The organism is Curtobacterium sp. RM9 (assembly GCF_054956955.1).
Map to the genome: position 1 here is coordinate 3442316 of NZ_CM143271.1, position 11756 is coordinate 3454071.

16 protein-coding genes are annotated in these 11756 nt (G+C 66.2%); 4 read left to right on the top strand and 12 right to left on the bottom strand.

The features are described from left to right. Positions 1-24: 24 nt before the first annotated feature. From ACY3FI_RS16485 to ACY3FI_RS16520, 8 genes are all read right to left on the bottom strand, one after another. Complete coding sequence (locus ACY3FI_RS16485; RefSeq protein ID WP_123293730.1) at positions 25-999, bottom strand: ABC transporter permease; 975 nt, start codon at positions 997-999, stop codon at positions 25-27. Continuing rightward, positions 941-1219, bottom strand: a complete 279-nt coding sequence (locus tag ACY3FI_RS16490; RefSeq protein WP_131845087.1) for a hypothetical protein — start codon at positions 1217-1219, stop codon at positions 941-943. The genes ACY3FI_RS16485 and ACY3FI_RS16490 overlap by 59 nt, the downstream gene beginning before the upstream one ends. A gap of 6 nt (positions 1220-1225) precedes the next feature. Next, positions 1226-2569: a phosphopyruvate hydratase gene (eno, locus tag ACY3FI_RS16495; protein WP_123340877.1), complete on the bottom strand. Its 1344-nt coding sequence runs from the start codon at positions 2567-2569 to the stop codon at positions 1226-1228. 136 nt (positions 2570-2705) lie between these two features. Continuing rightward, a complete protein-coding gene (locus ACY3FI_RS16500; RefSeq protein WP_123293728.1) occupies positions 2706-3191 on the bottom strand; it encodes an inorganic diphosphatase in 486 nt (161 codons plus the stop codon). Positions 3192-3223: 32 nt separating this feature from the next. Continuing rightward, positions 3224-3595, bottom strand: a complete 372-nt coding sequence (locus ACY3FI_RS16505) for a fluoride efflux transporter FluC (protein WP_123293727.1) — start codon at positions 3593-3595, stop codon at positions 3224-3226. After that, positions 3592-4095, bottom strand: coding sequence for a CrcB family protein (locus ACY3FI_RS16510; protein ID WP_235035968.1), 504 nt, complete (start codon positions 4093-4095; stop codon positions 3592-3594). Before ACY3FI_RS16510 ends, ACY3FI_RS16505 begins: the two co-directional genes overlap by 4 nt. Then, entirely contained in the window at positions 4092-4838 is a 747-nt protein-coding gene (locus tag ACY3FI_RS16515; RefSeq protein WP_123293726.1) for a 2,3-bisphosphoglycerate-dependent phosphoglycerate mutase, read from the bottom strand. The genes ACY3FI_RS16510 and ACY3FI_RS16515 overlap by 4 nt, the downstream gene beginning before the upstream one ends. Continuing rightward, positions 4835-5341: a universal stress protein gene (locus ACY3FI_RS16520; RefSeq protein WP_123293725.1), complete on the bottom strand. Its 507-nt coding sequence runs from the start codon at positions 5339-5341 to the stop codon at positions 4835-4837. Before ACY3FI_RS16520 ends, ACY3FI_RS16515 begins: the two co-directional genes overlap by 4 nt. A 351-nt stretch (positions 5342-5692) precedes the next feature. On the opposite strand from ACY3FI_RS16520, the gene ACY3FI_RS16525 reads away from it, so the two are divergent. The 4 genes from ACY3FI_RS16525 to ACY3FI_RS16540 all read left to right on the top strand — a co-directional run bounded on the left by ACY3FI_RS16525 (position 5693) and on the right by ACY3FI_RS16540 (position 8849). Continuing rightward, positions 5693-6136, top strand: coding sequence for a hypothetical protein (locus ACY3FI_RS16525; protein ID WP_123340876.1), 444 nt, complete (start codon positions 5693-5695; stop codon positions 6134-6136). A gap of 108 nt (positions 6137-6244) precedes the next feature. Beyond that, on the top strand, positions 6245-6844 hold the full coding sequence (locus ACY3FI_RS16530) for a DUF305 domain-containing protein (protein WP_123293723.1): 600 nt from the start codon (positions 6245-6247) through the stop codon (positions 6842-6844). Between the two features lie 52 nt (positions 6845-6896). Further along, positions 6897-8093, top strand: coding sequence for a permease (locus ACY3FI_RS16535; protein ID WP_200849224.1), 1197 nt, complete (start codon positions 6897-6899; stop codon positions 8091-8093). A 153-nt stretch (positions 8094-8246) separates the two neighbouring features. Further along, positions 8247-8849: a recombinase family protein gene (locus ACY3FI_RS16540; protein WP_462548649.1), complete on the top strand. Its 603-nt coding sequence runs from the start codon at positions 8247-8249 to the stop codon at positions 8847-8849. A gap of 258 nt (positions 8850-9107) precedes the next feature. On the opposite strand, the gene ACY3FI_RS16545 is transcribed toward ACY3FI_RS16540, so the two are convergent. From ACY3FI_RS16545 to ACY3FI_RS16560, 4 genes are all read right to left on the bottom strand, one after another. Then, the gene (locus ACY3FI_RS16545; RefSeq protein WP_462548650.1) at positions 9108-9632 is read right to left on the bottom strand and encodes a hypothetical protein; all 525 of its coding nucleotides are present in this window, start codon (positions 9630-9632) and stop codon (positions 9108-9110) included. 472 nt (positions 9633-10104) lie between these two features. Continuing rightward, positions 10105-10815, bottom strand: a complete 711-nt coding sequence (locus ACY3FI_RS16550) for a restriction endonuclease (RefSeq protein ID WP_462548651.1) — start codon at positions 10813-10815, stop codon at positions 10105-10107. Between the two features lie 162 nt (positions 10816-10977). Further along, on the bottom strand, positions 10978-11259 hold the full coding sequence (locus ACY3FI_RS16555) for a hypothetical protein (protein ID WP_462548652.1): 282 nt from the start codon (positions 11257-11259) through the stop codon (positions 10978-10980). Positions 11260-11344: 85 nt separating this feature from the next. Continuing rightward, positions 11345-11482, bottom strand: coding sequence for a hypothetical protein (locus ACY3FI_RS16560; RefSeq protein WP_181819313.1), 138 nt, complete (start codon positions 11480-11482; stop codon positions 11345-11347). Positions 11483-11756: the final 274 nt, after the last annotated feature.

The following is an 11756-nucleotide window of genomic DNA, read 5'->3' on the forward strand; positions in this document are numbered from 1 at the left end:
GGTGCCGCGCGGGATTTCCGGGTGTCAGCGTGGTCGCGTGGGGCGGGTTGCAACGGGAGCGAGCCAGGCGGTGAGTGCGGTGGCCACGATGCTGCCAGCGCCGATGATGACGGCGAGGACGACGATCTGGAATCGTCCGGCCTCGATGGGCGAAACCCCACCGAAGACCGCGCCGACGAACGCTCCGGGAAGCGTGACCAGCCCGGTCGTTTTCGTCTGGTCCACTGTTGGCACCAATGCTGCGCCGATCGCTCGGCGGACCTGGTCGACGGTGGCCTGCCGTGGCTGCGCTCCAAGGGCGAGCCACCCTTCGACTTCGTCCCATCGGTCATCGACGAGTTCGACGAATCGCCTTCCGGATAAGGTCGAGATCGTCATTGTGTTCCCGATCACGATGCCTCCGATCGCGAGAACGTATCGCGGGGTGAGCGCGATGGCCCCGGTTCCGAAGACGAGTACGCCGGCGACCATGATTCCTGCAGCCATGCACGTCGCGACTGGGACAATGCGAGCGCGGAGCGTGCCGAGCCGTCGAGCTGAGGTAATGGCCGCGACCGTGAACATCACCAAGAGCGCGATGGTGATCAGCGCCGGCGAGCGGATGATCCCTGTCAGCAGCACGCTGATCGCAGCCAACTGCAACACCCCCCGCCCAACTGCGAATGCTGGAGCCCACGGTGAGGGTGCGCGCACTGCCAGCAACACCGCCGCCGTAACACCGACGAGAGTGACCACGCCGACGAGAGTGCGGACGGCTTCATCGGAATTGATCAACTCGCTCCTTCCACCGGCGGCCGCCACGCGCTCAGGTTGCAGGCGTACCCAGATCGGGAAGAAAAGAAGGTGTGTCCGGCCAAGGCGCGCGTCCCCTTGCCCTCGGGCAGGACCGCCCGCCTGAGCATCGTTGATTCGGTCCGCCGGATCGCCGGGAGCATGCCGACTATTGGTCACCGCCCTGTCTGCCAAAGTCGACGAGAAAGATGAAGATGCGTTGCCCATCACGCATCTCGTGCGTCATCTCCCGGATCGTACCGATCTGACCATCGCGCGTGAGCGCCTGCTGCAGCGCCGGGACCTGCACAAGATGGTTCACGTCTACGTCGAACCACTCCACATGGTGCGCGTCAACATCGGATGCCATCCAGTCATCTGCTGGTGCGCTTCGGTCCCACCCGTACTGATGCGTCTCCACTGGAGACCATTTCACGATGCGCTGCATTGTCGCTCACCGCTGCCCGATCAAGCCGTAGGGCAGTCCCGGGTGCTGCTCGGCGATTTCGGTGAGCCGGTTGTACTTTGCGACCCGTTCCCCGCGGGCGGGTGCGCCCGACTTGATCTGCCCAGTACCGGTTCCGACGACGAGGTCGGCGATGAACGTGTCCGTGGTCTCCCCGGAACGGTGGGAGACCATGCTGGCCATCCCGATGCTGGTGGCGGTGGCGATCGCACCGAGGGTCTGGGAGACCGTACCGATCTGGTTCGGCTTGATCAGTGCCGCGTTCGTCAGGTGTTGCTCGCCGCCGTCGCGGATGCGCTGGGGGTCGGTGACGTAGAGGTCGTCGCCGACGGTCTGGATCCGGTCACCGAGCGCCGCTTGCATGCGGCGGAACCCCTCATGGTCGTCCTCAGCGAACCCGTCTTCGATGCTGCGGATCGGGTACGTGTCGATGAGCTGCCGGTAGTAGTCGACCAGCCCGTCCCGGTCGAGGCTGTCGTCGAGCATCCGGTACGAGCCGTCTCCGAGGGAGAACTCGTTCGCGGCCGGATCGAGGGCGATCGCCACCTGGTCGACGCCCGGCTCGTAGCCTGCGGCGCGGATCGCGGTGACCAGCAGGTCGAGCGCTTCCTCGGGTGCAGCGATCGATGGTGCGAAGCCGCCCTCGTCGCCGAGGCCGAGGCTACCGAACCGGTCCCGTACCAGGCCCGCGAGGGCGTGGTAGACGTCCGCGCCGATGCGGACAGCGTCGGCCATCGTTGAGGCGTTGACGGGGGCGATCATGAACTCCTGGAAGTCCAGCTTGTTCGCTGCGTGCGCGCCGCCGTTGAGGACGTTGAAGTGCGGGACCGGCATCCGCGGCGTCGAGCCGGTGATCTCGGCGATCCACTGCCAGAGTGGGAGGTCCGCGGCGTGTGCGAGGGCCCGGGAGGCGGCGATGGAGGTTGCGACGACGCTGTTCGCGCCGAGCCGGCGGTACCCGGTGGTGCCGTCGAGTTCGGCGAGGGCGGCGTCGACCTGTCCGATCGCGGACCAGGACCGGCCGGTGAGCAGGCCCGCGATGTCGGTGTTGATCAGGTGGAGCGCCTGGGTGATGTCGCGGCCACCGAACGCTGTTCCGCCGTCGCGGAGCTCGACGGCTTCGTGGGCGCCGGTGGATGCGCCCGCGGGGGCGTCGCCGGTGACGGTGCGGCCGTCGTCGAGTTCGAGCAGGACGCGGACGGTCGGGTAGCCGCGGGAGTCGAGGATGCGGGTGCCGTGGACGGCGTCGATGGTGACGGGGTGGTCGCGGTGGGTGACGTACTCGCCCTGGTGGGCTCCGTGGTGGTGGATGCCGCTGATGTAGTCGTTCATGGTGACGCTCCTTCTGGTCGGGTCATGCGTCGTGGTCGTGCGGATGGAAGGGAAAGCCGCGGGGAGGCGGAGGGGACGACCTGCTGGCGATCACTCAGCGCCAGTGCCTCCCCGCGGCGGTCAAGGGGCCCGTGGATCACGGGTGTCGGGTGTGGGCTTCCTGTGCGGTGCGGATGACGGCTTCGGCAGCAGGACGGTTGGCCCACCCGTTGGTGGTGACGTGCTTGCCGTGTTCGATCTCCTTGTAGTGGGAGAAGAAGTGCTCGATCTCGATGAGGGTGTGCTCCGGGACGTCGCTGATGTCCTGCAGGTCTTCGAACCGGTCGTCGCCGGCGGGGACGGCGAGGATCTTGTCGTCGCCGCCGTTCTCGTCGACCATGCGGAGCATCCCGATCGGCCGGACCGTGATGACGACGCCCGGGAACGTCGGTCGGGGCAGCAGCACGAGCGCGTCGAGGGGGTCGCCGTCATCGCCGAGCGTGTCATCGATGGAGCCGTAGTCCTGGGGGAACACCATGCTGGTGAACACGGCCCGGTCGAGCCGGATCCGGCCGGTGGTGTGGTCGACTTCGTACTTGTTGCCGCTGCCGCGGGGAACCTCGATCGTGACGTCGAACAGCATGGGAAGGCCCGTTCCAGGATGTGGGGTGGCGGTCACAGCAGACCGCCAAGGAGGATGCCGGCGATGGCTGCCGCGACCGAGAGGACGAGCATCCCGAGACCGTTGACGGCTGCGGCGGTGATCCGGCCGCTGCGGGCGAGGCGGACCGTTTCGAAGTTGGCGGTACTGAACGTGGTGTAGCCGCCCATCACCCCGGTGCCGAGCACCGCCACGGGGGCTGCGCCGAGGTGACTGGCGGCGCCGACGATGAGCCCGAGCAGCAGCGACCCGGTGATGTTGATCGTCAACGTGCCGACGGGGAGCCGGAACTCCCGGCCGGTGTTGATCAGCCCGTCGAGGAGGAACCGGCCGGCAGCGCCCACGCCGCCACCGGCCGCGACCGCGAGGAGGATGCCGGCGTTCATGCGGACACCGTCCGGGGGCGGAACCAGCCCGCGACCACCAGTCCGACCGCGGTCGCGATCGCACCGGCTATGACGGTCAGTAGCGCGTACCCGGTGCCGGCGAGACCGTGGCCGGTGAGGAACAGTGCGGCGGTGGACTCAGCGAGGGTGCTGTAGGTGGTGAAGCCGCCGAGCACTCCCGTGCCGAGCAGCAGACGCAGGACACGGCGGCGGCCCGCGTCGGGACCGCGATGCGCCAACGCTTCCAGGAGCACCCCGAGCAGCAGCGCTCCGCTGATGTTGATCCAGAAGATCGACCAGCTCACCCCGCCGTCTGCTGGGAGCAGCGCACTGATCACGTCGCGCAGGAGTGTGCCGACCGTGCCACCGACCGCGACGAGGCCGACGTACCGCCACCGCAGGTGCACGGGCCGCATGGCCGTTGCGGGGTCGGAGACGTCCACATCCGGGTCGGAGGGGAGCTGATCATCGGGCATCGGGGTGTCCGTTCGGGTGGTCATGTTCCGCCTTCTGCCGCGACCAGCGCCGCGGCGTGGTGCGCTGCTACCGGATCCAGGAACGCCCCACCACGCGGGACGAGAGCACCCGTCGGCGTAAGCTCATACTGCAGCGGCTGCCCCGTGGGCAGGTTCAGTGCGTGCAGTTCCGGCTCCGTGAGGTCGTCGATGCACGCGCACATGGCGCGGAGCGAGTTGCCGTGCGCGACGACGAGGACGCTCCGACCCGACCGCACCATCGGTAGAAGTCGGTCCTGCAGCACGGGTCGGACCCGATCGATGACATCGGAGAGGGCCTCGGTGCGTCGGAGGGCAGCGTCTGACAGGTCGCGCAGCGCGGAACTTGACCGCAGCGCCGTCCACACTTGCAGGGACATCGCCGGTGGTGCGCCGTTCCGGGACCTGCGGATTCGGGTGTATTCGTCGTCGCCGAGCGTTCGGCGGGCATCGGTCTTGGTCATCCCGGTGAGTGCGCCGTAGTTGCGTTCGTTGAGCTGCCAGACCTTCTCCGTCGGGATGGCGATGCCGAGGGTGTCGAGGACCAGTTCCGCAGTGTGCACGGTGCGTTGCAGCGTCGACGTGAGCACCTGGTCCGGCAAGATGCCTGCTGCCTGCAGGAGCCGCCCCGCGGTCACGGCTTGCTGGACACCCTCGACGGTCAACGGTTCGTCGCGGAGGCCGGTGAAGGTGCCGGCCCGGTTCGCGGTGCTTTCCCCGTGGCGCAGCAGCACCAGCCGGCCCGTCACGACGCATCCCACGGCAGGGCGCTCTCGAACCCGACCGGAGCGTGTGGGACGACCACGACGGGACGGTGCTGCTGGTGCGTCAGGCGGGCGGCGACGGAACCGTTCAAGAACTCCGCAACCCGGCGTCGGCCCGTCTGCGACCCGACGACGATCATTACCGCGTCACGTTGCTCCGCCACCGCCGCCAACGCCCGGCTTGGATCTCCAACCCGAGTGAGGATCTCCACCCGGACCGACCGTGCTGCAGCGAGATCGTGGATGACGGCGACGTCGCGGTCGGGCAGCTGCTGCGGTTCGGTGTCCGCCGTGTCCGGATCGATCGGTTCGATGATCTCCGAACCGTCCCGACGAGTTCCTGCGTTCAGCAGCGCCGGATCCACCGCAACACACACTACCGACGCACCGAAATGCTTCGCGATCAGCGTGGCAACGCCGACAACGCTCTCTACCTGCCCGGACTGTACGCCGGCAACGATCGTGCGGGCGGAGTCTGCCTCGACCATGTCTTCTCCCTATCTCGGGCACGCTGACGCGCGCCGTGCTGAGATAGGGACTGTTGTCGACAGGTGTCGAGGTTGGGTCCGGCAAGCCCCACTACCGGGTCCGAAGACACCACCAGTATGCACCCACCACCACGCACCACGACAGGAAAGTCCCTCCGGCTTCTGCGGAAGGGGTACGGCCTCTGAACGGTACGGCCACGCGACGCATACCCCTGTGCTGATCAATCACCCAGCCGCCACAGACAGCACATACCCCCAGGGGGTACAGTGCCATTAAATCTACCTTGCACTGTGACGTGCTCAACGCTGCAGCTCGACACTCCGACACTCACCGACCTGATCGAAAGACTGATGCTCACCACCACCGCCTCCCCGCGTCGCCGGCTGCTGTTGCAGGCCGTAGCGACGTTGGCGCTGCTGCTGCTGGTCGGGTTCACGGTCCTGATGCACACGATGGCCGGCCACGAGCACCCGATGGCAGCTCCCGCCGCCACCACCGAGCACGTCCATGCCGTCGCAAACCGCCACGGGGAGCATGCCGCTCCCGCGGCCGCGGTGCTGACGGTCCTCACCGACGCCGGCTGTGACAGCGGCCTGTGCGCGCTGATGTGCTCGCTGATGGGGATGGCGTGCGCGCTGACGATCGCCCTGTTCGCATGGGCGCTAGTGCGCGCACGGACCGGCGGCGTCCTCGCGCTGCTGTCGCGACTGCTTGCGCTGGCTGACCGGCTGCCGCGCCACATCGCAGCACCGAAACCACCGTCACTGACGGCACTGCAGATCATCCGCATCTGATCCTCCCCCTGCGGGACCACACCGCCGCAGGGCGGCTCCCGCATGCCCAGAACCGGGAGGCATCCGCCTGCCCGGACCAATTGACGCATACACGGGAACGGACCTTCCATGCACACCACCACGACCACGCGCATCCTCGCGATCGCCGCCTCGCTCACCCTCGGCCTGACCCTCGCGAGCTGCTCCACCAACAACAGCAGCTCCGACGCGGGCTCGTCCGCCTCGTCGAGATCGGCCGCGTCGGCGCACAACGACCAGGACGTGATGTTCGCGCAGATGATGCTGCCGCACCACGAGCAGGCCGTCGAGATGAGCGACGTGCTCCTCGCCAAGGGCGACGGTGTTGACCCCAACGTCGCCACCCTGGCGAAGCAGATCAAGGCCGAGCAGGGTCCGGAGATCACTCAGCTCACCAGCTGGCTGCAGGGCTGGGGTGAGCCCACGGAGTCGGAGCACCCTGGGTCGGGGCACTCCATGTCCGGGATGATGTCCGATTCCGACATGACCGACCTTGACCAGGCATCCGCGAAGGACGCCGGGAAGCTGTTCCTGCAGCAGATGGTCCAGCACCACGAGGGCGCCGTCGATATGGCCAGGAGCGAAGTCGACAAGGGCAAGAACACCGACGCGGTCGCGATGGCGAAGTCAATCGTGTCGAGCCAGACCGAGCAGATCACGCAGATGAAGGACATGCTCGCGTCCAAGTGACCGGTTCTTCCCCGTTCGTGACCACCCTGTCGCGGCAGAATATGCCCGCGACGTGAAGAAGCAGGTGTATATGTTCGTGATCAACGCAGTCGGTGACGCCCTAGTAGCAGCCGGCTCGATGGGGTGGGAGATCCTCTGGCCCCTCATCCTCGGCTTCACCCTCTCCGGCATCATCCAAGCCGTCGTCCGCACCGACCAGATCACCAAGCTCATGCGCGACGACTCCCCCCGAGCGATCAGCGTCGCAACCGGCCTGGGCGCACTGTCCTCGTCCTGCTCCTACGCCGCCGTCGCCCTCGCACGGGCGCTCTTCCGCAAGGGCGCGAGCCTGTCGTCGGCCATGGCGTTCGAGGTCGCCTCCACGAACCTCGTCGTCGAGCTCGGCCTGATCCTCGCGTTCGTCATGGGCTGGCAGTTCACCGCAGCGGAGTTCGTCGGCGGACCGCTGATGATCATCCTCATCGCCCTCGGGTTCCGGCTCTGGATGCGCGGGAAGATCGTCGACGCCGCCCGCGAACAGGCCGACAAGGGCCTCGCCGGCGCGATGGAGGGCCACGCAGCCATGGACATGTCCGTGCAGGGCGACCAGGGCTTCTGGCGGCGACTGTTCTCGAGGCCCGGGCTCACGAGCGTGTCGCAGTACTTCGTCATGGACTGGGCATCCGTCATCCGCGACATCGTCATCGGCCTACTCATCGCCGGCGCCTTCGACGCCTGGGTCCCGAAGGCGTGGCTGCAAGCACTGTTCCTCGAGGGACACCCGACGCTCGCGTTCCTGATCGACCCGCTCATCGGACCGATCCTGGCGATGGTGAGCTTCGTCTGCTCCGTCGGCAACGTCCCCCTCGCAGCGGTCCTCTGGAACGGTGGGATCAGCTTCGGCGGTGTGATCAGCTTCATCTTCGCCGACCTGATCATCATCCCGATCATCATCATCTACCGGAAGTACTACGGCTGGAAAGCAGCCCTCCGCATCACCGGGATCTTCTACGGCGCCATGGTCCTCGCCGGCTACGCCGTCGAACTGCTCTTCACCCCGCTGCACCTTATCCCCACGAACCGGCACCTCACCATCGTGACGACCTCGATCAGCTGGAACTACACCACCTGGCTCAACATCGTGTTCCTGCTCGTCGCGGCGTTCCTGCTCGTCGTCTTCACCCGCAGCGGCTCATGGCCCATGCTCCGCATGATGAGTGACCACCCCGATACCCACGACCAGGCAAACGCCAAGCACAGCCAGCCCTGACCCGACCGGCCACGCCGACAGGGCAAGCTAGGCCACACAGCATTGTCGGAATCACGCCACAAAGCGTTCCCAGCCACACTTGTTGCGAAACTCAGTCCCAGAATCTACGTCCCGTTACTGTGCCTGCCGGTCGAGTTTTGCTACGTTCTCCTCATGGGTCACCTCCTCGGGTACGCACGCGTGTCCACAACCGACCAGGACGCGTCGCTGCAGATCGACGCGCTCAACGCCGCCGGCTGTTACCGCGTGTTCGTCGACACCATGTCCGGGTCGCTCCAACACCGGCCCGAGCTCGACAAGCTCCTCGACCAGCTCCGCCCCGGCGACACTCTCGTCATCTGGCGACTCGACCGGCTCGGCCGGTCCATCCGGCACCTCATCGATCAGCTGCACGCTCTCGCCGAGCGCGGGATCGGGTTCCGGTCGCTGCAGGAGACCATCGACACCACCTCACCCGGCGGCCGGCTCGTGTTCCACGTCTTCGCCGCGCTGGCGGAGTTCGAGCGGGACCTCATCAAGGAACGCACCAACGCCGGCCTCGCCGCCGCCCGCGCCCGCGGCCGGACCGGCGGTCGGCCGACACGGCTCTCCGCAGACCAGGTGCGCACCGCGCGCCGGCTCTACGAGCAGCAGGACATGACCGTCGCGCAGATTGGCGACGTCCTCGGCGTCAGCCGCACCACTATCTACCGGACTCTCGCCCGCCACACTGAACCAGTCGCCGCGAGGCGGTCGAAGCACTCACCGAGCTTGTAGTCAGCGCTGGAGAAAAGCGATGGCATCGACACTCGTCACGGCGATAAGGACGACACAAAGCCAAGCTGCTCACACGGAACAGGCCGTACGGCTCGCCCGTTCCTAAGCCCCCGATCGCCCATCGGACGGTGGGAGCACCAGCACGCACTGCCTCAGACATGGGCGAAGGGGACCTTTCGATATCCCAGACGGTCGCGAAGAACATCAACCAGACGTCTGTGACAGTGGGCTCCGGGACGGGACCTTGGCCAAGAAGGTCTACTCAGCGTCAGCCTCGGCTTCAACGATCAGCTTCTTCAGTACCTCGCGAGCCTCGGCGAGCCGATCGATATGCACTTCTGTTGTCGTTCGTCGGCTGAGAAACTCAGCGATTGAAGCGGAGACGGTGCCGACGAGGTGGCCGACGGGCGCGGGCGCTCGGGACCTCCCGAGCTCCGTCACGAGCCTGATCAGCGCCCGCGCGAAGCGACTGTCGTCGTTATCCATCACTCCGCTGAGAAGATGCAATTCGGCCGTTAGGGCGAGACGGGCCCGCACTGAGTCGGATCCGTCGCGAGCCTCCATTAGTCGAAGGGTCGCTTCGACGCAGCGCACTGACGCTGCACGAATGGTCTGCTCATACTCGTCGCGACGCTGCTTCCGGAGTACCCAGATGGTCACCGCCCCCGCGGCGGCAGCACCTACGAGGGTCGCAATCAGAGTGCTAACGAAACTGTTCCAGTCCCAGCCAGGCGAGTGGTTCAACGCTTCGACTGCCTCGCGAAGCGTCTCAAGTTCGGTCACGCCCCGAACGGTACCGTCCCCTTCGGACCTGGAGCGTACCCACGTCTGAGGGCTGGTGTGACTGCCGACTGGCCATAGGCCGAGATTGGTGATCTGACGTTGGAGGCACTCGTCGGCAATAGGCCCGGTGCGGAGAACGGGCCCGAGTGATGGGCGCCGAGTGAGCGACGCTTGCTACGCGTTCCCGCTCCGCGCTGCCAGCGGAGCGGTCAGTTGGAATTCAACGACTGGCTCCGAGTCGAGGCACGTACGGATCGCTCTCACGAGGACACCGCCCTCGTAGTCGGAGTGCGCTCGGCAGACCAGCGCCTTCTCTTTCCTTCAAGCCCGCCCTCACGAAAGGCCGGTCGGGGACCCTGGGAACGACACGCTAGTCGTCAGTCGCGACGACTTCCGTTGCAAAACGACAACTTGTCGTTCACTCCACACCGTGGATTGAACTGCGGAGCGCCGCTGAGTTGACCCGAACTCGTCAGCTTCGGTCTTCAAGGTGCGGTAATCCATCAACGACCTTCTCGATCCGGGTGAGAAGCCTGGAGGCTTCCTCAACGTACTGATCGCGCGTTGCACGCAGCAGCCGTTCGCCGTCATCGTGCCATCCAAATACGGCCGGACAGTGCCCCGCTCGCGCCTGCTTGGCGCCGCGCTCCAGAACACTGAGTGAACTCACGAGGCCCAGGTGCCCTGTAGGCCATAGCTCTTTCGGTGGACTCGGCACGTGAGAAGCGAAGCCTGATTCCATGCGATGGTGACTTCCGCGAGCATGAAGTGCGGCCCGAACCGCGTCGATGCGACGACCAAGTTGTTCGAGTTCGAGTTCGCGAACCTCATCGATGCTCGCCGCGCGAAGTTCCTGCAGCGAGGTGACTAAGACCTTAGTTCCAGTCGAAGCTGCCACCGCTCCTGACTGGAACCCGTTTTCGGCAAGCAAGACACCACGGTCCGCCCCAAGGTCGTCAACGATCGCACGAAGCGCGAGAACACGGTCTTTCGAGACACGTCTGGCGTGGTGTTTGCACTCAACCACCCACAAGAAGTTCATTCCTGCCCTGCGGAAGGAGACAGCGACATCGACGTTGTGGCCAGTCCTCACGCCGACAAGTGAGACATCCGTATCAGCTGTCATGCCGAGGGAGCGAAAGTGTGCAGCCGCTTCCTCTTGATAAGCGCGCCACGGTTCCATCCCTAAAGCATCCCACCGACGAGCGAAGGGGGCGGCTCGGAAGAAGCGCTGGCGTCTTGGCGCCGGCCCCTCCACGGCGAGTCATCGGCTCCTCCTTTTACAGCACAAGCCGCTTGTGCTGCACCCTGGGCCGGGCGTTACTAACCCGGCCCAGGGGTCAGGTCACCAGCGAGTCTGACCCGGTCGGAAGCGGATCTGCACGCCGTCGCGGATGGCTTCCGCGTACTTAGTCAGTTCCGGCTCGGTGAGCGAGCCGCCGTCCCTTTGAAATGCGCGACGAAGCGCCGGCTTGATGACCTCGACCGGCTTCCCACCGAACTCGGCCTCCAGCCGCTTCATGTCGGCGTTGCGCTCCGCCGAGATGTCCTTCACAGCGGCGTCGATCTGCTTGCGAACTGCGCGGCGGAACGCCTTCTCGTCGAACCTGAACTTCATGCTGCTCATCGCAGCTCCTCTCCCCGCGCTACCGCGGGACGAGCAGGGGAAGCAGAGGGGGTGGCGTGCGTGGCCGCACGCCACCCCTGAAGGATTAGCCCTTCCCGAGCGTCGAGCCCGCGTTCGACTTCGCCGTCTTGGACGACCCGTCGGATGCGAGCGTCCGGCCTGCCTTCGACAGGGCCTGCTTCGACGGCTTCGCCGTCCTGCTGGGCTTCCCGGTCTTGCTCATCTGCTTACCTCCTACTGGGGTTGCGCAGAAGCACGCCGTCCGCCAATTAGCGGACTGGCGTAGAGGTCATCGAACCTCTAAGGTCGAGGAGTCTTCCCGGACACCTCAGCCCCGATCTGCGATTTGAGAGCCATTCTCGAACTAGCCGATCGGGGCTCTATTTGTACTTAGGAGTCTACCGATGACGGTCGACATCCCGAGGGTCACTGGCAGTCATCGGTCGCGCTGGAGCGCCGGCGCCGCCCGGGCCATGCCGACGCCATCCGCGTCGCAC

Bases quoted from the DNA above. Each gene is read 5' to 3' on its own strand.
- ACY3FI_RS16485 (WP_123293730.1), bottom strand. From the start codon at position 999: ATGGGCAACGCATCTTCATCTTTCTCGTCGACTTTGGCAGACAGGGCG.
- ACY3FI_RS16490 (WP_131845087.1), bottom strand. From the start codon at position 1,219: ATGCAGCGCATCGTGAAATGGTCTCCAGTGGAGACGCATCAGTACGGG.
- eno (WP_123340877.1), bottom strand. From the start codon at position 2,569: ATGAACGACTACATCAGCGGCATCCACCACCACGGAGCCCACCAGGGC.
- ACY3FI_RS16500 (WP_123293728.1), bottom strand. From the start codon at position 3,191: ATGCTGTTCGACGTCACGATCGAGGTTCCCCGCGGCAGCGGCAACAAG.
- ACY3FI_RS16505 (WP_123293727.1), bottom strand. From the start codon at position 3,595: ATGAACGCCGGCATCCTCCTCGCGGTCGCGGCCGGTGGCGGCGTGGGC.
- ACY3FI_RS16510 (WP_235035968.1), bottom strand. From the start codon at position 4,095: ATGACCACCCGAACGGACACCCCGATGCCCGATGATCAGCTCCCCTCC.
- ACY3FI_RS16520 (WP_123293725.1), bottom strand. From the start codon at position 5,341: ATGGTCGAGGCAGACTCCGCCCGCACGATCGTTGCCGGCGTACAGTCC.
- ACY3FI_RS16525 (WP_123340876.1), top strand. From the start codon at position 5,693: ATGCTCACCACCACCGCCTCCCCGCGTCGCCGGCTGCTGTTGCAGGCC.
- ACY3FI_RS16530 (WP_123293723.1), top strand. From the start codon at position 6,245: ATGCACACCACCACGACCACGCGCATCCTCGCGATCGCCGCCTCGCTC.
- ACY3FI_RS16540 (WP_462548649.1), top strand. From the start codon at position 8,247: ATGGGTCACCTCCTCGGGTACGCACGCGTGTCCACAACCGACCAGGAC.
- ACY3FI_RS16550 (WP_462548651.1), bottom strand. From the start codon at position 10,815: ATGGAACCGTGGCGCGCTTATCAAGAGGAAGCGGCTGCACACTTTCGC.
- ACY3FI_RS16555 (WP_462548652.1), bottom strand. From the start codon at position 11,259: ATGAGCAGCATGAAGTTCAGGTTCGACGAGAAGGCGTTCCGCCGCGCA.
- ACY3FI_RS16560 (WP_181819313.1), bottom strand. From the start codon at position 11,482: ATGAGCAAGACCGGGAAGCCCAGCAGGACGGCGAAGCCGTCGAAGCAG.